18 protein-coding genes are annotated in these 19,463 nt (G+C 63.4%); 7 read left to right on the top strand and 11 right to left on the bottom strand.

Going from position 1 to position 19,463, the window contains the following annotated elements; genetic code table 11:
• Positions 1-20: 20 nt before the first annotated feature.
• From BMX61_RS21490 to BMX61_RS21510, 5 genes are all read left to right on the top strand, one after another.
• Positions 21-1,340, top strand: coding sequence for an ABC transporter substrate-binding protein (locus tag BMX61_RS21490; RefSeq protein ID WP_075625475.1), 1,320 nt, complete (start codon positions 21-23; stop codon positions 1,338-1,340).
• Between the two features lie 103 nt (positions 1,341-1,443).
• Positions 1,444-2,289, top strand: a complete 846-nt coding sequence (locus BMX61_RS21495; protein ID WP_075625474.1) for a carbohydrate ABC transporter permease — start codon at positions 1,444-1,446, stop codon at positions 2,287-2,289.
• Positions 2,286-3,119, top strand: coding sequence for a carbohydrate ABC transporter permease (locus BMX61_RS21500; protein WP_075625473.1), 834 nt, complete (start codon positions 2,286-2,288; stop codon positions 3,117-3,119). The genes BMX61_RS21495 and BMX61_RS21500 overlap by 4 nt, the downstream gene beginning before the upstream one ends.
• 13 nt (positions 3,120-3,132) lie before the next feature.
• Positions 3,133-5,223 carry an ADP-ribosylglycohydrolase family protein gene (locus BMX61_RS21505; protein ID WP_075625472.1) on the top strand — a complete coding sequence of 697 codons (2,091 nt, stop codon included), beginning with the start codon at positions 3,133-3,135 and terminating at the stop codon, positions 5,221-5,223.
• Positions 5,224-5,233: 10 nt separating this feature from the next.
• Positions 5,234-6,292 (top strand): ABC transporter ATP-binding protein, encoded by a 1,059-nt coding sequence (locus tag BMX61_RS21510; protein WP_075625471.1) that lies wholly within the window; start codon positions 5,234-5,236, stop codon positions 6,290-6,292.
• A 281-nt stretch (positions 6,293-6,573) separates the two neighbouring features.
• Here BMX61_RS21510 and vapC read toward each other — a convergent pair whose 3' ends face one another.
• Together vapC and vapB are read right to left on the bottom strand one after the other, a co-directional pair.
• Positions 6,574-6,972 carry a type II toxin-antitoxin system tRNA(fMet)-specific endonuclease VapC gene (vapC, locus tag BMX61_RS21515; RefSeq protein WP_075625470.1) on the bottom strand — a complete coding sequence of 133 codons (399 nt, stop codon included), beginning with the start codon at positions 6,970-6,972 and terminating at the stop codon, positions 6,574-6,576.
• Positions 6,972-7,205 (bottom strand): type II toxin-antitoxin system VapB family antitoxin, encoded by a 234-nt coding sequence (vapB, locus tag BMX61_RS21520; RefSeq protein ID WP_075625514.1) that lies wholly within the window; start codon positions 7,203-7,205, stop codon positions 6,972-6,974. Before vapB ends, vapC begins: the two co-directional genes overlap by 1 nt.
• Before the next feature lie 250 nt (positions 7,206-7,455).
• Here vapB and BMX61_RS21525 point away from each other — a divergent pair, with 250 nt between their 5' ends.
• Positions 7,456-8,343, top strand: coding sequence for an AraC family transcriptional regulator (locus BMX61_RS21525; protein ID WP_075625469.1), 888 nt, complete (start codon positions 7,456-7,458; stop codon positions 8,341-8,343).
• A 108-nt stretch (positions 8,344-8,451) separates the two neighbouring features.
• On the opposite strand, the gene BMX61_RS21530 is transcribed toward BMX61_RS21525, so the two are convergent.
• The 9 genes from BMX61_RS21530 to BMX61_RS21570 form a co-directional block, all read right to left on the bottom strand.
• Positions 8,452-9,288, bottom strand: a complete 837-nt coding sequence (locus BMX61_RS21530; RefSeq protein WP_092743010.1) for an alpha/beta fold hydrolase — start codon at positions 9,286-9,288, stop codon at positions 8,452-8,454.
• Between the two features lie 164 nt (positions 9,289-9,452).
• The gene (locus BMX61_RS21535) at positions 9,453-11,087 is read right to left on the bottom strand and encodes an MFS transporter (protein ID WP_075625467.1); all 1,635 of its coding nucleotides are present in this window, start codon (positions 11,085-11,087) and stop codon (positions 9,453-9,455) included.
• Entirely contained in the window at positions 11,084-11,521 is a 438-nt protein-coding gene (locus BMX61_RS21540) for a DoxX family protein (RefSeq protein ID WP_075625466.1), read from the bottom strand. The genes BMX61_RS21535 and BMX61_RS21540 overlap by 4 nt, the downstream gene beginning before the upstream one ends.
• A gap of 3 nt (positions 11,522-11,524) precedes the next feature.
• On the bottom strand, positions 11,525-13,402 hold the full coding sequence (locus BMX61_RS21545) for an amidohydrolase (protein WP_075625465.1): 1,878 nt from the start codon (positions 13,400-13,402) through the stop codon (positions 11,525-11,527).
• Between the two features lie 83 nt (positions 13,403-13,485).
• On the bottom strand, positions 13,486-13,746 hold the full coding sequence (locus BMX61_RS21550; protein WP_075625464.1) for a XapX domain-containing protein: 261 nt from the start codon (positions 13,744-13,746) through the stop codon (positions 13,486-13,488).
• Positions 13,747-13,821: 75 nt separating this feature from the next.
• Complete coding sequence (locus BMX61_RS21555) at positions 13,822-14,529, bottom strand: alpha/beta fold hydrolase (protein WP_083639182.1); 708 nt, start codon at positions 14,527-14,529, stop codon at positions 13,822-13,824.
• A gap of 83 nt (positions 14,530-14,612) precedes the next feature.
• Positions 14,613-15,269, bottom strand: coding sequence for a hydrolase (locus BMX61_RS21560; protein ID WP_075625513.1), 657 nt, complete (start codon positions 15,267-15,269; stop codon positions 14,613-14,615).
• A gap of 139 nt (positions 15,270-15,408) precedes the next feature.
• Positions 15,409-16,266 carry an AraC family transcriptional regulator gene (locus tag BMX61_RS21565; RefSeq protein WP_083639181.1) on the bottom strand — a complete coding sequence of 286 codons (858 nt, stop codon included), beginning with the start codon at positions 16,264-16,266 and terminating at the stop codon, positions 15,409-15,411.
• 156 nt (positions 16,267-16,422) lie between these two features.
• A complete protein-coding gene (locus tag BMX61_RS21570) occupies positions 16,423-17,025 on the bottom strand; it encodes a hypothetical protein (protein WP_075625463.1) in 603 nt (200 codons plus the stop codon).
• Between the two features lie 332 nt (positions 17,026-17,357).
• Here BMX61_RS21570 and BMX61_RS21575 point away from each other — a divergent pair, with 332 nt between their 5' ends.
• Positions 17,358-19,439, top strand: coding sequence for a prolyl oligopeptidase family serine peptidase (locus BMX61_RS21575; RefSeq protein WP_075625462.1), 2,082 nt, complete (start codon positions 17,358-17,360; stop codon positions 19,437-19,439).
• Positions 19,440-19,463: the final 24 nt, after the last annotated feature.

Genomic DNA, 19,463 nt, shown 5'->3' on the forward strand with positions numbered 1-19,463 from the left:
CGATTGAGGGAGAGAATTCGATGAAGAAGACGCAGCTCTTGATAGCCACGGCCTTGATGGTCACCGTCAGCCACACCGCACTTAGCCAGGCAGCGCTTGCCCAGGACCGTGTCACCTGGTGGTACGAGCAGGCCACGCCAGACCAACAGAAGCTGATCCAGGACCACATCGTCGGTCCGTTCAACAGTGCCAATCCGGATGAGGCGCTGACGGTCGATTATCGCGGCAGCGAGCTCGACAAGCAGTTGCGCGTCGCCATGCTATCAGGCAATGGGCCTGACGTGGTTTACACTGCCGGGCCGAGCTATGTCGCGCCGATGGCACAGTCGGGCCAGTTGATGCCGCTCGACGACTACGCCGCCAAATATGGCTGGCAGGAGCGCATTCTTCCCGTTTTCCTGAAGATGGGCGAATACAAGGGCAAGCTCTATGCGTTGCCCAAGACATACGAAACGGTCGGACTCTTCTATAACAAGACCCTGTTCGAGAAGAACGGCTGGCAGGCGCCCAAGACGCTGGACGAGCTGGAAAAGACCGCCGATGCCATGATGCAGGCGGGCATCACGCCCTTTGCCGCAGGCAATGCCGACTGGCGCGGGGCCAATGAATGGTTCGTGACCCTGGCCCTCAACGCCGTCGCCGGTCCCGACAATCTTAACAAGGCGCTGCGCGGCGATATGCCCTGGACGGCTGAACCCTTCGTCAAGTCGATCGACCGCCTGAACGGTTGGTGGCAGAAGGGCTATTTCGGCAAGAACTATTTTTCGCTGACCAGTAGCGAACAGACGGCCGACATGCTGGCCTCCGGCCGCGCCGGCATGATGCCGAGCGGGACCTGGCAATTCCAGAACGTTGCGACCTATAGCAAGAAGGCAGGGTCCGAGGCTGGCTTTGTCGGCTTCCCTAGCGCCAGCGGCGATCCCGTCTTCCCGCTTGGCGTCGGCTCCACCTTCTCGATCGCGGCCAAGGCCAAGAATGCGGACGGCGCTGCCGCCGTCATCAACTATGTGTTCTCGCCAGAGGTCTACGGCACGATGAACTCTGCCTGGCAGGGTGAATGGAACATTCCGCTCAAGGATATTTCCAACGTCAAGATGGCGAGCGAGGTGACCCCGCTCTTCACCGAAACGATGAAGAACCTCTCGGCAGCCGTCAACCAGGGCAATTATGGCTACACCACCTGGACCTTCCTGCCGCCGGCAACCGACAGCTATCTGATCAACGGCATCGAGGAGGTGTGGCTGAAGAAGATCAGCACGCAGGACTTCCTCACCAAGCTGGATGCCTCGTTCCAGAAGGAAGCCAAGGCCGGAAAGGCGCCTGCCGTTCCCGCACGCTGACACCGCCTGCCGGCCGGTGACTGCCGCCGATCCAGCCTTTTGCCCTCCCGCCGCTGACTGACGGCGGGGGGAGGAGCGCGGCCGGCCCTGAAAGGTTCATCTTATGCATCGCCTTTACGTCCTGCCGACATTGCTGATCAATGTCGTCATCATTGCCATACCCGCGCTTTTGACCGTCATGCTCGCCTTCTTCGAGTGGGACGGCATCAGCGATCCGATCTTCGTCGGGCTCGACAATTTCCGCGCGCTCTGGGGCGATAGCGTCTTCTGGCGGGCGCTGGGCAACAATGTCATCTGGACGATCATCTTCCTCATCGTGCCGATCGCCATGGGCCTCCTGGCGGCCACGATGATGCTGGTTGCGCGACGCAGCGCAAACTTCTTCCAGGTCATCTATTTTCTCCCCGTGATCATTGCCACGGCCATCACCGGCCGCGTCTGGCAAGGCATGATCTATTCGCCCGTCACCGGCATCACCGGTCTCGTCCAGCGGCTGGGGATCGATCTTGCCAATCCGCTGACGGAGACGTCCAGCGCGCTTTACGGGATCGCGGTCGTCGATCTCTGGCACTGGTGGGGGTTTCTCTGCGTCATCTTCTTTGCGGCGCTGCGTCAGGTTCGAGCCGAGCAGATCGAAGCTGCACGGGTTGAAGGCGCGACCTTCCTGCAGACCATCCGCTACGTGCTTCTGCCGGGGATCATGCCAACGATCACACTGATGATGATCATGACGGTCATCTGGTCCTTCTTGGTCTTCGACTTCGTCTACATCCTGACGCAGGGCGGCCCGGCCTATTCGTCCGAGGTTCTGTCGACCTTCGCCTACAGGTCCGCCTTCTACGATCTTGCAGTGGGCAAAGCCGCTGCGATTTCCGTGGTTATCAGCCTGTTCGGCTTGGCGGCCACTGTTCTCTACATCCGCGTGCAGGCCAAGGAGTTCGATCAATGAGCCTCTCCGAAAGCCGTCTGACGCGGTTCATCGTCCATGTCACGCTGGCCGTTCTCCTGCTCATCACGCTCTTCCCGATCGCGCTGATGATCGTCAATTCGCTCAAGCCGTCTGCGGAGATCGTCCAGAACCCGCTGTCCTTCCCATCCGACCTGCGTTGGGACAATTTCGTCCGCGCCTGGAGCGACGCGAATTTTGGCCGGACGCTGGCAAACTCGGCGCTACTGACCGGCCTGACCATCCTTCTCGTCTGCTCGACCGGCTCGCTCACGGCCTATGTGCTGGCGCGACGCAAGATCAGGACCTGGAAGATCCTGACCTTCTACCTCCTGGCCAGCACCACCGCGCCGATTCAGCTCTTCCTCTTCCCGCTCTACTTCGGCTTTGCGCGGTTCGGGCTGATCAACAATCCCGTGGCGGTCGCCTTCATCTACACTGCGGTTTATTCGCCATTCGCGATCATGCTGCTGCGCACCTATTTTCTGGCCGTTCCCAAGGAGCTCGAAGAGGCGGCGCTGATCGACGGAGCGAGCCACTGGCAGGTCTTCGCCAGGGTCTTCTTGCCCATCGTCTCGCCCGGCATCCTCACGGTCGCGCTGATCATCGGCCTCTATTCTTGGAACGAGTTCCTGATCGCGACGACCTTCCTGCAGGGGCAGGATCAACTGACCGCCGTCGTGTCCTTCTTCCTTCTGTCCGGCCAGTACTCGTCAGACTGGGGCGTCATCATGGCCGCCGCACTCATCATCGTTCTGCCTATCGTCATCCTCTTCGTCCTGCTGCAGCGCCGCTTTATCGACGGCATGGCTGGCGGCTCGGTGAAGGGCTAATCAGGAGCATTCCATGTCCATTCCCGCAGACTATACCCATCGCGTCTATGCCGGCGTTCTCGGCAAGCTCATCGGCGTCTATCTTGGCCGGCCGTTCGAGAACTGGCGCTACAAGGACATTCTCCAGAAGCTCGGCCCGATCGAATATTATGTGCATGATCGCCTGGGCGATCCGCTGATCGTCACCGATGACGATATCGCCGGCACCTTCACCTTCCCCCGCGCGCTCGATGATTATGGTATTTCGCCGGATCTTTCGGCCGAAGACATCGGCAAGGCCTGGCTGAACTATATCATCGAAGAGCGCTCCATTTTGTGGTGGGGCGGCGCCGGCAATTCGACCGAGCACACAGCCTGGCTCAATCTGGCGCGCGGCATCAAGGCGCCAGCGTCCGGCTCGATCGAAACCAACGGCGCGACCGTGGCGGAGCAGATCGGCGCCCAGATTTTCATTGACGGCTGGGCGCTGGTTTCGCCGGGAAATCCTGCCCAAGCCGCCAAGCTCGCGCGGGCCGCAGGCTCTGTGAGCCATGATGGCGAGGCGGTTCATGCGGCTGTGCTCTGGGCGGCCATGGAGGCCGAGGCCTTTGTCAGCCGCGATGTCGATCATCTACTCGACACCGGCCTGTCTCACATTCCGGCAGACTGCCTGATCGCACGCCTTGTGGCCGATATCCGCGCCTGGACCTCCGGCAATGAAGACTGGGAAGCCACGCGGCAGAAGATCGAGGACAATTACGGCTATGACAAATATCCCGGTAATTGCCATGTCGTGCCCAATCATGCGCTGATGATCATGGCGCTCCTGCATGCGCCGCATGATTTCCAGCGAGGACAGATGATCGTCAACACCTCCGGCTGGGATACGGATTGCAATGCCGGCAATCTGGGCTGCCTGCACGGCATCATGCTCGGCCTGGATGGGCTGGAAGCCGGCCCTGACTGGCGCGGCCCGATGGCGGATCGGCTCTACATCTCATCGGCCGATGGCGGCCGCTCGATTACGGACGCCGTCGAGATCGCGCTGTGGCTGGCCAATCTCGGGCGGACGCTGGCCGGAGAGGCCATCGTGCCGGCTCCGAAACAAGGCGCGACGTTCCACTTTTCGCTGCCAGGCTCGGTGCAGGGTTTCCGGCCACAGCCCGGCGAAACGGCACTGGAGCATTTCACCGTCACGGGCACCGGCGAAGCCCTTGCGCTCGATTTCACCGCGCTGGCACCCGGCCGCCAAGCCGCCGCGACCACGCCGGTCTTCACACCGGTGGATGTGTTAAAGATGCGCACCTACGACCTCATGGCCAGCCCGCGGCTTCACCCCGGTCAGCGACTGAGCGCGGTGGTGCGCGCTGAGGCCGGCCTGTCCGGAACCGTCGAGGCGAAACTTCGCATCCGTCACTATGGCGCTGATGACAAGCTCGTCGAGATCGACATGCCGGACGGAAAGATGCTGTCAGCAGGCGACGAGGCGGTGCTGGAATGGACCGTTCCCGACACCGGATATCAGCCGATTGCCGAGGTGGGCCTGGTGCTGACGGCGCGAAGCGGCCGTGCCAGCGGGCGCCTTCTCCTCGACCGGTTGACCTGGACGGGTTGCCCCGACGTCACCTTCCGCCGCCCGGCCGGTGCGGGCGATTTCTGGCGTCGCGCCTGGGTCTCCAATGTCCACTTCTTCTCCAAGCATTTTCCGCAGGATATCCGCATCAGCCAGAACAGGGGAGCCGGCCTGATCCTTCAAGGCACGCGGGACTGGACGGATTATGCCGTCGAGGCCGATCTCATGCTGCATCTCGGCACGTATGGCGGGCTGGTGCTGCGCGCCCAGGGCCAACGCCGCTATTATGCAGCCCGCATTACGCGGGATGGCGAGCTACAACTCGTCAAACGCCGTGACGACACGGAGGAGGTGCTTGCGCGTGCCACACTGAGCATCCCGTTCGAAACCGGTTTTCAAATGGTGGCACAGGCGGAGGGCGACCGGCTGGCCGTCACCGTGGGCGCGGTGTCGCTGGAGGCCCGCGATGGCAGCTTCGCCGGTGGTGCGGCCGGCATGGAGGTGCATGAAGGCGCGCTTTCTTCCACCCACATCCGCATCCGTCCGGTTTGAGGAGGCGATCATGGCAAGCGTTACCATCGAAAAAGTGGTCAAGCGTTATGGCAGTCTCGATGTGGTTCACGGCATCGACGTGGACATTCGCGATGGCGAATTCGTCGTGCTGGTCGGCCCGTCGGGCTGCGGCAAGTCTACGCTTTTGCGCATGATCGCAGGACTGGAGGAGATTTCCGGCGGCACGATCTCCATTGGCGATCGCGTTGTCAACGACCTGCCGCCGAAGAGCCGCGATATCTCGATGGTGTTCCAGAATTACGCCCTCTATCCGCATATGACCGTGGAAGAGAACATGGCGTTCTCCATGACGCTGGCCGGCGCCAGCAAGGAGGAGAAGGCGCGAAAGGTGCGGGAAGCCGCCGAGATCCTTGGCCTCGTGCCGCTTCTGGCCCGCAAGCCCAAGGCCCTGTCCGGCGGGCAGCGCCAGCGCGTCGCCATGGGGCGCTCCATCGTCCGCAACCCGCAGGTGTTCCTCTTCGACGAGCCGCTGTCGAACCTCGACGCCAAGCTGCGCGTGCAGATGCGCGGCGAGATCAAGTCGCTGCACCGGCGACTCGGCACGACCATGGTGTATGTCACGCATGACCAGATCGAAGCCATGACCATGGCAGATCGCATCGTTGTCATGCAGAAAGGCATCATCGAGCAGATCGGGACTCCGCTGGAGCTCTATGACCGCCCGCAAAATGCCTTTGTCGCCCAGTTCATCGGTTCGCCGGCGATGAACCTGTTTTCTGCGAAGGTTCATCAGGGGGCACTGGTTCTGGAGAGCGGGCAGGCGCTCGACGTGCCGACACCAGCAAGCATGCGCGAAGGACAACGCGTTCTGGTCGGCAAGCGCCCGGAGGAGATCGAGCTGACGTCCGGAGAAGGGATCGCAGCAACTGTCGAAAACATTGAGCCGACGGGCTCCGAGACCTTTGTCGAAGCGCTGGTGGAGGGACAAAAGATCGCGGTCGTGCTTCGCCGGCGACCGGACTTCGCTGTCGGCAGCCGCCAGAACCTGACGCTTAATCAGGGCGCCATCCACTTTTTTGACAAGGAGACGGGCGAACGGATTCCCTGATTGTCCAGGTCGGAGAGGCCGTGGTTTCGAGGTGTGGTCTCTTGGTGCTGCGCTCCACTTGCTGCGGGGTTAGGCTAGCCTGCTGGACCTATGCTAATGTGGCCTTTTTCGCCCCAACCTAGAGTGGTCGCTCATCGAACAAGCGGGAAATGTCCTCGCCCAGAGGGCCCGATTTATGGCAAGGCGCAGAAAGGCTCAGCGTATGGCGCATGACGAACATCCCATGAGCGTCGTCACGATGACCGAACATTGTCGTCAGCTCAGCAACCACGAAACACGCCCTAGAGCCAAGTCTCTGCCCTCACCCCCGGCATGCGGATAAATTCCCCCATGGTGTTGGTCACAACAATCAGTCCTTCGCTACGCGCATGAGCACCAATCTGCATATCGTGAGGTCCACACGGCGTGCCGGCCCGCTCAAGTTCGGCACGGACCTGCGCATAATGCGAAGCCGCCTTTTCGCCGAATGGAATGATCTCCAGACGCGCTGCAAAATGCTCGATCCTGTTGAGGTTCTCGATCCGTCTGGCCGATTTTCCCGCGCCGTAGTGCAGTTCACCTAAGGTGATGCTCGAAATGCAAAGCTGCTCGGCCAACGCATTGAAGCGATCGCGCAAATCCAATGGCAAATTCTTCATGACATAGATGCAGATGTTGGTATCCAGCATGTAGGTCAGCATCAGAAAGACTCGCGGACCTCTACATCAGGCTGATCACGCTCGGGCAGGAAGTCTTCGCTGAGCCGGGTTCCATGTGTGAAGAAATCGTTCCAACGCTTGCCGTGTGGAACGATCACGCGTGCATGATTGATCTTCAAAACGTCGACCTGGTGGACATTGTCAGGAAAGGCAACCGCTTTGGGAAGGCGGACCGCTTGGCTGCGGTTGCTCGTGAACACCGTGGACTTGGTCACCGCTTCCACCTCGCTGTGATATCCAATTGGGATATACGCAACATTTTCTTGCTTTTTAGGCAATGGGTCGCCGCGATTGATCGCCGCCGGCTGGCATAAAGCCTTATCCGTAAGCTAAATAAAACCATTGTGATCGACTGAAACACACCGGCGCTTTTGACAGGCTGGGCGGGACATGGCTCTATGCCACGGGTGAAAGACATGGGTGACGTACCATGCAGATCAGCTGGGGACAGTGGCGCGAACCGACATGAAGCAGGACCATAGGGAGCGCGATGCCTTCGGCTGTCCGCTGGCAAATCTGGCCGATGATGCAGCGCTTCTGGGCGCCGACATCCGCTTTTACCGCAAGCGGGCAGTGCATCCGCCGGAAGGTTTGGTCGCGACACCGGGCACCGCGCGCGGCACGCTGATCGGTCTTTCCGTCAAGCCAGGCCATTACAGACGCATCCACCACGCCCATCATGCGAGCCAGCACGACTTCGGCGAAAACGGCGTTTATATCCGCCGCTTCAGCGATCCCTACAAAGCGGAATTGTCGGGCTCGTTCGATTTCATTCTGATGGAAATTTCGCCGGCCGGTCTGGAGCGCATCGCGGATGGAGCGGATTGTGCTGCTCTGGCAGCGCTGGCGGATGTCACGGGCGAGGACGATCCGGTGCTGGGCGGCCTGGCGCGGGCCTTGTTTGCCAGCGCTGGCGGCGGCGCGGTCCCCTCCCCGCTTTTTGTCGAGCAGATGGCGGCGGCCATCGGCACACATCTCGTCACCCGTTATGGCGACCGCAGGCGTGGCACGCCCCGCGGGCGGCGGCTGTCGACACGCCAAGCGGCAGAGGTCCAGGACATGCTGCGCGCGCGGCTGGCGGGGGATGTTTGCATCGACACGTTGGCTGCGGCCTGCAAGCTCTCGCGCAGCACCTTCCTGCGCGCCTTTCGCGAAACGACCGGGCGCACGCCGCATAATTTCCTGATCGAGCAGCGGATCGACAAGGCGCGCGACCTCTTGCTGAACAGCGCCGCGTCGCTGAGCGAGATCGCACGTGACTGCGGCTTTTCCGATCAGGCGCATTTCAGCCGCGTCTTCGCCGCCCGCCTCGGCGCGCCGCCCAGCGTCTGGCGGCGCAACCGGCTGGCCTGATGGCCGCATGGAGGTGGTTCGAGCGCAGCGATCGCCAGGACAGCTGCTTTGCCCGACACAGGTTACGGCAGGCGGAGAGATCGAAGTTTGCCCCTCCGCCTGGGTCGATCAGCCCTTGATGAAGGCCAGGAGGTCGGCGTTCAGCACGTCGACATTGACGGTCAGCATGCCGTGCGAGAAGCCGGGATAGGTCTTCAGCGTGCCGTTCTTCAAAAGCTTGATCGACTTGTGGGCGGCATCGGCGATCGGCACGATCTGGTCGTCCTCGCCGTGCAGCACCAAGGTCGGCACGGTGATGGCCTTGAGATCCTCGGTCTGGTCGGTTTCCGAGAAAGCCTTGATCCCGTCGTAATGCGCCTTGGCGCTGCCGATCATGCCCTGGCGCCACCAATTCTGGATCACGCCCTCATGCACGGTCGCACCATCCCGGTTGAAACCGTAGAAGGGGCCCGCCGGAACATCGCGGAAAAATTGCGCGCGGTTGGCGGCAAGTGCCGAACGGAAGCCGTCGAAAACCTCCAGCGGCAGGCCCTCCGGATTGGCGTCGGTCTTCAGCATCAGCGGCGGGACGGCGGAGACCAGAACGGCCTTGGCCACGCGGCCGGCCGGCTCACCATGCTTGGCGACATAGCGGGCGACTTCGCCGCCGCCGGTGGAGTGGCCGATATGGACGGCATTCTTCAGATCGAGCGCCTCGACCACGGCAAAGGCGTCGGCGGCATAATGGTCCATGTCGTGCCCGTCGGAAACCTGGGCAGAGCGACCATGGCCACGGCGGTCATGCGCGACAACGCGGAAACCCTTCGACAGGAAGAACAGCATCTGCGCGTCCCAATCGTCGGACGATAGCGGCCAGCCGTGATGGAACATGATCGGCTGGGCGTCCTTCGGGCCCCAGTCCTTGTAGAAGATCTCGGTGCCGTCCTTGGTGGTCACAAAACCCATGGTCGTTTCTCCATGTTCAGGGTTGGTAGGTGTGGCTGCGAATGAAACCGAAGCTGGAAAGACCGCGCCGGCCGTGAAAGCGGCGCTGGCGATCAGAAGGTTGCGGCGGGTGAGGCTGGCCGGATCATCGGTCATGGCGTGTCCTTGAAGAGAGGCTATCATGGTCATGTCTCGCCGCGCATCTTGCCAGGCCGATCGATGGCCAGAAGATGCCGCACGACGGGGCTTTGCGTGCCGGTGTGATGGGCCAAAACCTCTGCCTGGAGATCGGCATCGGCCTTGGACACACGCCGGTGCTGGCGTAGATGCTCGGCCCAGGATTCGACCATGAACCACTCGACCATCACCTCGGGATCGGCGGCGTCTTCGGTCACGCTCCAGCCATAGGCCCCGTCGCGCCGCCGCTCTTCCGAGAAGCGATTGAGCGCCTCCAAGAACGGGCCGCGCCGGTCGCGTGGCACGCGATATTCGATCAGGATGATCACCGGGCCGCGATCATGGGCGACAGGATCGGCCACCAGCGGTTCGGGCCAATGGTTCGAGGGCACGAGATCGGCCTCGCCCTGCGGCAACTTCACCCGGTGCATGAAGAGGGCGGCAAGGGTGAGAGCGGCAGCACCGATCAGAAGCGTCGCCGGCACGCCGGCCGCCTGCCCCACCGCACCCCAGCCGAGGCTGCCGGCGGTCATCGCGCCGTTGAACACCGTGAGATAGACGGCAAGGCCGCGCCCGCGCACCCAATTGGGCAGAATGGCCTGGGCGGCGCCATTGAGCGTGGTGAGTGCGGTGATCCAGGAGGCGCCGAGAAATAGCAGCAGCACGACCGCTAGCGCCTTGGGCGGCGAGAAGGTCAGTGCCGCCATGACCACAGCCGCCACCAGCGCCGCGCCGAGCAGCAGGCCATCGGCATCGACGCGGGCGCGCAGGCGCGGCATGACGAGCGCGCCGCCGATCGCCCCGGCACCGACCGCGCCGAGCAGGATGCCGTAGAAGCCGGCATCGCCCTGCAACTGGTTCCGGGCCACCAGCGGAAGGAGCGCCCAGATGGCACTGGAAAAGGCGAAGAAGATCGCAGCGCGGATCAGCACGCGGTGCAGCGGCCTGCTGGCGCGGGCATAGCGCATGCCGGCGCGGAAGGCGCCGAAGAAGCCTTCCGAGAGCGCATCGTCCGCATTCTTCGGCCGGGGCCACCAGAGCAAGGCAGCGATGACGGCGACATAGCTCGCGACATCGGCCCCATAGGTGACTGCCGCGCCGAAGCTTGCCAAAAGTAGACCGCCGGCAGCCGGGCCGATCGAGCGGGCAATGTTGATCCCAAGCGAATTCAGGGCCACCGCCGCCTTCACCTCGCCGCGATCGACCAGTTCCGGCACGATGGCCTGCCAGGTCGGCCCCATCAGCGCCGCGCCGACGCCGCCGAGGAAGGTGAGCGCGATCAGCGCGCTGACCGACATCAACCCGCTTATCGACAAGAGCATCAGCGTGATGCTGACGGAACCGAGCAGGATCTGGACGGCAATCAGAAATTTGCGACGGTCGAGAATATCCGAGAGCACGCCGGCGGGAATGGCGAGCAGGAAGATCGGCAGTGTGCCGGCCGCCTGGACCAGCGCCACGGCAGCCGGTGCGGCCGACAGATCGGTCATCAGCCAGGCGCTGGCGACATCGCGCATGAAGCTGCCGGTATTGCCAAGCACCGTGGCAGCCCAGAGCACCGCAAAGACCGGCTGGCGCAGCGGACCCAGGCTGCCGGGGGATGGGGCGCTTGCCGGCGGCGTTGAATTGGGCGCAGCGCTCATGGCCGGTTCCCCGCCTTCGCGCGATCGGCAATCGCCACCAGGACGAAGGCACCGACCAGACCGAGATGTTCGAAGAAGCCGTTCGCCATCATCATGCGCTCCATGCCCACGGGCAGCTCCCAGAAGCGGAAGGCGAGAAAGGTGGCGAGGAGCGTGAAGCCAGCGAGCGCCAAGGCACCGAGCCAGCGCAGGACGCCCGACAGCACCAGCGCTGACATGGCCAGCTCGAAGGCGATGACGCCGACGGCAAAGAGCGGCGCCGGCTGCAAGCCGAAATGGGCCATCTCCGCCAGCGCGCCGTTAAAGTCGAAGAGCTTGGTGAGCGCGCCCTGCAGATAGGCCGAGCATAGCCCTAGGAGGGCGAGGAAGGTCAGGAGGGGCGAGGCCAGCAGGCCGGCGAGCGGCCGAGGGGGCGTGAGCGTGCGGTGGATCATGGATCACACCGCCCAGCAGGCGCAGCCGAGCGCGCCGAAGAAGCCCTTGAGATCGCCGACCGGCAGGCTCGAGCCCCAGGCGGCCGCATGGTCGTGGCCATGAACGCCGCAGCTCTGCGCACAGCCACAGCCGGCAATGGCCTTTCGCCGCAGCGACTGGCGGCCGGCGCCCTCCGGCTCGCCCCAGGCGGCATAGCCACCGAAGCGATTGACCGGCGACCAGTCCGGCATCGCAGGCGGCAGCGGATTGTCATCCAGCGCAGCAAAATCGCCGGCGCCATAGACGACACGCCCGCCGACCATGGTGAGATCGGAGGTCAGGAAGGAAATCTCATCCTCGGCGCAGGCGAAGAAATCCATGTCCGGCACGATGAGATCCGCCAGCTGCCCTGCCGCGATACGACCCTTGCGGCCGACTTCATTGGAAAACCAGGCGACGTGCTCCGTCCACATTCTCAGCGCCGTTTCCCGGTCCAGGCAATTGGCGCGGGGATAGAGCGAGAGGCCGCCGACGGTCTTGCCCGTGATCATCCAGGCGAGCGAAACCCAAGGATTATAGGAGGCGACGCGGGTGGCGTCCGTGCCTGCGGAAACGGGCACGCCCTTTTCCAGCATGCGCGCCACCGGCGGTGTGGCTTCGGCCGCTCGAAGGCCATAGCGCTCGACGAAATATTCGCCCTGATAGGCCATGCGGTGCTGCACGGCGATGCCGCCGCCAAGTTCGGCGATGCGGTCGATCGAGCGCTCGGAAATGGTCTCGGCATGGTCGAAGAACCAGTTGAGCCCGGCAAGCGGGATGTCCCGGTCGACCTTCTCGAAGACATCGAGCGCACGCGAGATCGTCTCGTCATAGGTGGCGTGCAGCCGCCAGGGCCAGCGGTTTTCGGCAAGGATGCGCACCACGCCCTCCAGATCGGCCTCCATCTCAGGCGGCATGTCGGGCCTGGGCTCGCGGAAGTCTTCGAAGTCCGCAGCGGAGAAGACCAGCATCTCGCCCGCGCCATTGTGGCGGAAATAGTCGTCGCCCTGCTTGTAAGTGACCGAGGCCGTCCATTTGAGGAAGTCGTCCTTTTCCTCCTTCGGCTTCTGGGTGAAGAGATTATAGGCGAGACGCACGGTCATCTGGCCTTCGGCGGCCAGTTTCTCGATCACGGCATAGTCGTCGGGATAGTTCTGGAAGCCGCCACCGGCATCGATGACGCTGGTGACGCCGAGCCGGTTGAGCTCGCGCATGAAATGGCGGGTGGAATTGACCTGATAGTCGAAGGGCAGCTTCGGCCCCTTGGCGAGCGTAGCATAGAGCAGGCCGGCGTTCGGGCGGGCGATCAGCATGCCAGTGGGATTGCCCGCGCTGTCGCGCTGGATCTCGCCGCCGGGCGGATTGGGCGTGTCGCGGGTGTAGCCGACAGCGCGCAGCGCGGCGCCGTTGAGCAGCGCGCGGTCATAGAGATGCAGCAGGAAGACGGGTGTATCGGGCGCCACGGCATTGATCTCGTCGAGCGTCGGCAGGCGCGTCTCGGCGAATTGATGCTCGGTGAAGCCGCCGACAACCCGCACCCATTGCGGCGGCGGGGTGATGGCCACCTGACGCTTGAGCATGTCCATCGCATCGGCCAGCGAGCGCACGCCGTCCCAGCGCAGCTCCATGTTGAAATTCAGCCCGCCACGGATCACATGCGTGTGGTTGTCGCAAAGCCCCGGCAGAACGCGGCGGCCCTTGAGGTCGATGATCCGCGTGGCCGGACCGGTATGGACCATGATGTCCGCCTCCCGCCCCACGGCAAGGAATGCGCCATCGGCAATTGCCACGGCTTCGGCCTGCGGATTGGCGCGGTCGAGCGTGGTGAAGCGCCCGTTGCGCAGGATGATGTCAGCGGTCATGGGATGACCTCCTTGAATGGCGTGTTCCGGATAGCCCTATCCGGCCTGTCGGGCTTGCTCGGCAGGCCGATCGTGGTTCGGCATCAGGAGGGCGTCCCCTGATCCGGCTTTTCGCCCTTGGGCAGATGGCCGAAGACATGCGGCTTCACATGGTGGCGCCAGGAGACCGCGACGGGATCGCGGTTCATCAGAGTTCTGGCGAGCGGCAGGATCTGCTCCCCGAGGAGAATGCCGAGCAGACCCACCAGCGCGACGACGGGCGGCGCGGGCGAGCGAACATTCAGCAGGCTGTAGATCAGCCCGACGATCAAGCCCGCGCCAAGCGAGTAGAGATAGAGTTTCATGACAGCTTTCTCGTTCTGGCAGGGTTCTGCGGCAGTCGGCGGAGAGGGTGTTTCCGTCCCCGCCGATCCGTTGTTTCAGCCGGCGGCAACAGCGGCGACCGCGTCCAGCAGCACCTCGACCACCGCGTCGGGATGCGAAAGCAGCGGCAGATGGCTGGACGCGATCTCGGTTGCGCGCGCGTTCAGCCTCTCGACCAGTTGGCGCTGCAGCGCCGTGCTGACGGCGCGGTCCTCGCTGCACAGCACGTACCAGACAGGCCGGTCCTTCCAGGCGGCTTTGCTCACCTTGTCAGAGAAGGTCTGTCCCCCAAGCGGCGGCTGGCTTGCCCAGAGCACCAGCGCGTCCTCTTGTGGCAAATCCTGCGCCACGCATTCGGTCCAGCCTTTGGCGCTCATCCAATATTGACCGAACGAGTCCTGGCTAACCTCCGCCAGCCCCGGTGGTGCAGGATGAGCGGCCACCTGATCGCCGGTGGACTGGCCGACATCGGGCGCAAAGGCTGCGATGTAGACAAGCGCTTTTACCTTCGCATCCGCCCCGGCCTCGGTGATCACCGTACCGCCCCAGCTATGGCCGACCAGCACCACCGGGCCTTCCACGCGGGCCAGAACCCGGCGCACGGCCTCGACATCGTCGGCGAGCGAACTGGTCGGATTTTGCACGGCGAGAACATTCACGCCTTTAGCCTGCAGGCGCGCGATCACCGCCCGCCAGCTAGAGGCATCCGCCCAAGCGCCATGGACGAGAACCACGGTTACACCATCCTGCGACTTGTCACTCATGCCCCATTCCTCCTTGTCGATTCACAGCGGGAGACAGCGCCGGCCCGGCGGATTGTGCCGACGCCGGCCTCATTGGCGTTCGCTCAATGGCCCTCGGAGGCGCCGAACATGGTCTTGGCGTAGATAATTCCCAGACCGTAAGCGCCGCCGAACTTTCGGGCGATGCCGGTGGTCATCTCATAGGTGCCGGTGCGGGCCCAGTCGCGCTGCAGTTCCAGCAGATATTGCAGCGAGGTCATCGGGCGCACGCCCGCCTGGACCATGCGCTCCATGGCCCGCTCATGCGCTTCCTCGGAAATATCGCCGCAGGCATCGGCGATCACATAGGTCTCGAAGCCCTGATCGAGCGCGGACAGCGTAGGGCCGACGATGCAGACGGAGGTCCATAGACCGCAGAAGACCAGGCGCTTGCGGCCGATGCGGTTGACCTCGTCGATCACGGCGGCATCTTCCCAGGTGTTCATCGAGGTGCGATCGAGCAACGGCTGGCCGGGGAAGGCATCGGTGATCTCGTTGAACATCGGCCCGGAAAAGGTCTTCTCCGCGACCGTCGTCAAAATGGTGGGCACGCCGAAGCCCTTCGCGCCATTGGCGACAAGCGCGGCATTGTTGCGCAGGTTCACCGCGTCGATCGACTTGGTGGCAAACGACATCTGTGACTGGAAATCGATCATGATCAGGGCGTGATCATCGGGCGAAATCAACAGCGGACCGGGAATCGGGGTGGCGTTGACGGTCATCTGTCCCTCCATTTGAGTGGTGTCGGGGCGCATCTTTAATGGCCGGCGGAGGGAATTCTTGTCGGGAAGTCGGGCGTTTTGAACAATCGAACCGCGAAGGCGCGGATGGCAACAGGTTGTCGAAAACGCCCGATCGCGCTTATGCGCGGCGCTGACGACGCCATTGGCCGGGCGAAAGGCCCATCGCGCCAGAAAAGACGCGGGTCATATGGCTTTGATCCGAAAAGCCGCAGATCACGGCGATTTCGGCAATGGGCGTCTCCGTCAGCAGAAGTTCGCGCGCTCGGGTGAGACGATAATCCGTCAACCATCGATAGGGCGTGCGCTCGAACGTGTCCTTGAACGCCTTGATGAAATGATTGCGCGAGAGGCCGCAGGCTTCCGCGAGCTCGGCCACCGAAAATGGCGTGGCCAGATGGGCGACCAGAAATTCGGTTGCCCGCTTCTGCTGCCAGGCAGCGAGCGTGCCTTTTCCCTGAGCGGCAGCCGGCAAGCCACCATAGGTTTGGGCGAGATGGGTTAAAAGCGCCAGCACCACCTGCTCCAGGAACAGCGGGCTCGCCTCCTCCGGCCGCTCCAGCGACGGCAGAAGCGCCTGGGCAAGTCCGAGTGTGACGGGATCCTGCGCGCTGGCCACGGGTTCCAGCCGCGTCAGGTTAGGCCGGCCGATCTCTTCGGCAAAGCTGCGCAGCTGCGCCAGCGGAATGTCGAAACGGATATTGTCGAACGGCGAGAGATGATGACACTGCCAGGCATCGTGAAGATCGGTGATCGCCAGCGTCCCCTTGCCGTGCCCGCCTTCGAAGACGAGGCGCCCCTCGCGCCAGAGCCGATGAAAGGGAAAATCGGACAGCTGGGTGATGACGTGAACGGAATCGGCCGGCCGGCTGGGCGGCGTTCTTTCCAGGGCGCCGCCATCATGGCGCAGCCGGATGATGCCGATGCCCGCTGCAGTCAGCACCTGACGCTGCGGTGCCGACGCATTGCTCTCACCCATGGTCTCACCCCAGTCTTCACCATGGCCGCCAAAGCGGCGTGTGAACTAAATGTAACCTCAAACAAACACAGATGCACTCGGCCCGGGGCCAAATCCACCTCTGCGATCGCGGCAGGCGTTTACTGGTTGTGTTCGAGACGTGAAAAACCCCTGCTCTCAATGACGTGTCGGCTGACGCCCGATCTGCCCGGCGCCGACCTCTGCAGCCGCCATCGCCGGGCCATAGGCGTGAACGAGATGCAGGCAGATCGCCCGAGCCGTATGGCGCAGAACTGCATCCGACCGCGTTGCCGCCTGCATCAGCGATGCCCAGGCCATGACGAGGCAGGCAATCACGGTATCGGGCTGGCCGCGCTGGCATAGCAAGGGTGCGGCCGGCTCGCCGGCGAAATCCGCGATCTCGTCCAGAAGGCTTTCGGGGATAATGAAGGCCATGGCATCCAGATCGCTGTGAAGGATGATCGAGGCGCCTTCGCGCAGGTCGACTAGACAAATCGAGCCGCGAGGATAAAGCCTCACCGGCGCTCGCGTCCCATCGGCGGCCACATCGCAATGCCAGGCATCCTGACGATAGGCCATCATCAGATAGGCCGGCTGCGGCGCGATGACGATCGGACAGTCGGCTCTCCCACCAAGCGACACGTGCAGATGCGCCGAGGCCAGCAGAGCCTGCGCCAGCGGCGCAATCGATAGGCATGGCGCCTGGCGCAAGCCGAAGCAGCGGAAAAGCAGGGTCGGTTCGTATGGCTGTGACGTCAATGCGGCCTCTGTGCCAAGGCATCCTGCCAAGCACGGCAGCGGAAGAACGGTTGGGATACGGTCATCAGACCGTGCGAACCTCTAAAAGCCGCAGATCTCGCAGGCGCTTCGAAGTCAGCGAAGTGTAGCGCGGCCGCCTTCTCTGCACAATATCGCCTGCCCGCTGTCCTTTCGCACGCCCGTCACCGAAAATCGCACATAAGATCGCGGCCAGAAGGCCGGCAGTAGGCTGCGTTGCAAAAGCCAGACGCCATGATCTCTTGGCATCGACGAGCGGACTGGGGCAAGGTCCAATCCTGCGATGATACAGCCCTGCCCAAGGAGTTCGCCATATGCTGACCAAAGCCGATCCGCGCCCGACGCTTGCCGCACCCGATGACGATCCCTGGCTCTGGCTGGAGGAGATCGAAGGCACCCGCGCGCTCGACTATGTCGCTGCGCAAACCGCAAAGACGCTGGACGCCTTTGCCGATCCCCGCTTCGAGGCCGATCGCGACGCTCTGACCGAGGCACTGGATCGGCCGGATCGCATTCCGTTCATCACCCGGCGCGGCGGGCTTCTCTATAATTTCTGGCGCGACGCCGACCATCCGCGCGGGCTCTTTCGCCGCACGACGCCTGAACGCTATCGTAGCGGCGAGCCGGACTGGGACGTGCTGCTCGATCTCGACGCGCTTGCAGCCGAAGAGGGGCAGGACTGGGTGTGGGGCGGCTCGCATTCGCGCGCGCCCGATCATGACCGCGCGATCCTGCGCCTGTCGCGCGGCGGCAGCGATGCGGTCACCCTGCGTGAATTCGATCTGGAGACGAAGCGCTTCGTCGCCGATGGCTTCAATCTGTCGGAAGGCAAGAGCCAGGTGTCCTGGCTCGATCGCGACACCGTGCTCCTGCGAAGCCCGCTCGGCGAGGGCATGGCGACGAGCTCAGGCTATGCACGCACGGTGCGTCTGTGGCGTCGCGGAGCCGATCCGCTTTCAGCGCCCATCCTGTTCGAAGGCGCGGCGAGCAGCATGAGTGTCTATGCCCAGGTCCATCACCGGCACGGGGTCGAATGGTGCATCTTCGGCGAACAGCTCGGCTTTTACGACGTGGTCGTACATATCGGCGACCGCACGGGGCCGAAGCAGAAGATCGATCGTCCGACGGACGTGAGCATCGAGTGGAATGACGACTTTGTTGTCCTGACGCCTCGCACCGATTGGCAGGTCGCTGGCCGAACCTATCCTTCCGGTTGCCTGCTGGGCCTTGGTCTCGATGCGTTTCTGGCAGGCGGCCGCGACTTCCGGCTGCTGTTCCAGCCCACGCCGCGTCGCGCCATACAGGGCTTCTTCTGGTCGAACGGACGGCTCATTCTATCACTCCGCGATGACCTGCATGCCCGCTTCATCGCATTTGATCCACGCGACGATTGGTCGACGACCGAGATCCACGGGCTACCGGAGCTCGGGGTGGCGGAGATCTGGCGGCTCGACGACAGCGATCTGGAGGACAAGGGCGATCTGATCGCCTATAGCGCCGATCCGGTCACACCGCCTGCTCTTTATGAGATCCAGCCGGATCTCGGCACGCCGCAGATTCTCAGGCAAGCGCCGACGCTGTTCGGATCTGATGGGCTTGTCGTCACGCGCCACGAAGCAGTCTCGGTGGATGGCGAGCGCATCCCCTATATCCAGGCCGGGCCGCCGGGCGAAACGGGCGAGGCGCCGGTCCATCTGTCGGGCTATGGCGGCTTCATGGTTTCGAACATGCCGGGCTATTCGGTGACCCATGGGCGTCTCTGGCTGGAAAAGGGCGGCACCACCGTGGTGGCCAATATTCGCGGTGGTGGCGAGTTCGGCCCCTGGTGGCACGAGGCGGGCCGCCGGGAGAAGAAGGCGCGCTCTCATGACGATTTCGCGGCCGTCGCTGCCGATCTCGTGCGTCGCGGCGTCTCCCGTCCCGAGCGCATCGCGGCCGAAGGCGGCTCGAATGGCGGGCTTTTGATTGCCAATATGCTGGTACGCTATCCCGAACGTTTCGGCGCGCTGCTGTGCACCGTGCCGCTGATCGACATGCGGCGTTATCATCGCCTGCTGGCCGGCGCGAGCTGGATCGCCGAATATGGCGACCCCGACCGGCCGGAGGACTGGGCCTTTCTCCAGCATATCTCCGCCTATCATACGGCCGAGCCGGGCAAAGCCTATCCGCCGATCCTGATCGCCACGACCCGACGCGACGACCGCGTGCACCCGGGCCATGCCCGCAAGATGGCGGCGAAGCTGCAGGCGATGGGCTATCTGGCCTATCTTTTCGAACAGGAGGGCGGTGGCCACGGCGCGGGGCGCAACAACCGCGAGGCCGCCACCTTCGCCACGCTCGGCCTCGCCTTCCTGAGCCGCGCCATCGGCTGGGAGGCGGCAGAAAGCTTGGTTTGACGACGGCCCGTTTCTCCATTGGCC

The organism is Xaviernesmea oryzae (assembly GCF_900109605.1).
In the GTDB taxonomy this organism is placed as follows: Bacteria; Pseudomonadota; Alphaproteobacteria; order Rhizobiales; family Rhizobiaceae; genus Xaviernesmea; species Xaviernesmea oryzae.

Excerpts from the sequence above, each read along its gene's own strand:
- BMX61_RS21490 (WP_075625475.1), top strand. The coding sequence starts at position 21 with ATGAAGAAGACGCAGCTCTTGATAGCCACGGCCTTGATGGTCACCGTC.
- BMX61_RS21495 (WP_075625474.1), top strand. The coding sequence starts at position 1,444 with ATGCATCGCCTTTACGTCCTGCCGACATTGCTGATCAATGTCGTCATC.
- BMX61_RS21500 (WP_075625473.1), top strand. The coding sequence starts at position 2,286 with ATGAGCCTCTCCGAAAGCCGTCTGACGCGGTTCATCGTCCATGTCACG.
- BMX61_RS21505 (WP_075625472.1), top strand. The coding sequence starts at position 3,133 with ATGTCCATTCCCGCAGACTATACCCATCGCGTCTATGCCGGCGTTCTC.
- BMX61_RS21510 (WP_075625471.1), top strand. The coding sequence starts at position 5,234 with ATGGCAAGCGTTACCATCGAAAAAGTGGTCAAGCGTTATGGCAGTCTC.
- vapC (WP_075625470.1), bottom strand. The coding sequence starts at position 6,972 with ATGCTGACCTACATGCTGGATACCAACATCTGCATCTATGTCATGAAG.
- BMX61_RS21525 (WP_075625469.1), top strand. The coding sequence starts at position 7,456 with ATGAAGCAGGACCATAGGGAGCGCGATGCCTTCGGCTGTCCGCTGGCA.
- BMX61_RS21530 (WP_092743010.1), bottom strand. The coding sequence starts at position 9,288 with ATGGGTTTTGTGACCACCAAGGACGGCACCGAGATCTTCTACAAGGAC.
- BMX61_RS21535 (WP_075625467.1), bottom strand. The coding sequence starts at position 11,087 with ATGAGCGCTGCGCCCAATTCAACGCCGCCGGCAAGCGCCCCATCCCCC.
- BMX61_RS21540 (WP_075625466.1), bottom strand. The coding sequence starts at position 11,521 with ATGATCCACCGCACGCTCACGCCCCCTCGGCCGCTCGCCGGCCTGCTG.
- BMX61_RS21545 (WP_075625465.1), bottom strand. The coding sequence starts at position 13,402 with ATGACCGCTGACATCATCCTGCGCAACGGGCGCTTCACCACGCTCGAC.
- BMX61_RS21550 (WP_075625464.1), bottom strand. The coding sequence starts at position 13,746 with ATGAAACTCTATCTCTACTCGCTTGGCGCGGGCTTGATCGTCGGGCTG.
- BMX61_RS21555 (WP_083639182.1), bottom strand. The coding sequence starts at position 14,529 with ATGAGTGACAAGTCGCAGGATGGTGTAACCGTGGTTCTCGTCCATGGC.
- BMX61_RS21560 (WP_075625513.1), bottom strand. The coding sequence starts at position 15,269 with ATGACCGTCAACGCCACCCCGATTCCCGGTCCGCTGTTGATTTCGCCC.
- BMX61_RS21565 (WP_083639181.1), bottom strand. The coding sequence starts at position 16,266 with ATGGGTGAGAGCAATGCGTCGGCACCGCAGCGTCAGGTGCTGACTGCA.
- BMX61_RS21575 (WP_075625462.1), top strand. The coding sequence starts at position 17,358 with ATGCTGACCAAAGCCGATCCGCGCCCGACGCTTGCCGCACCCGATGAC.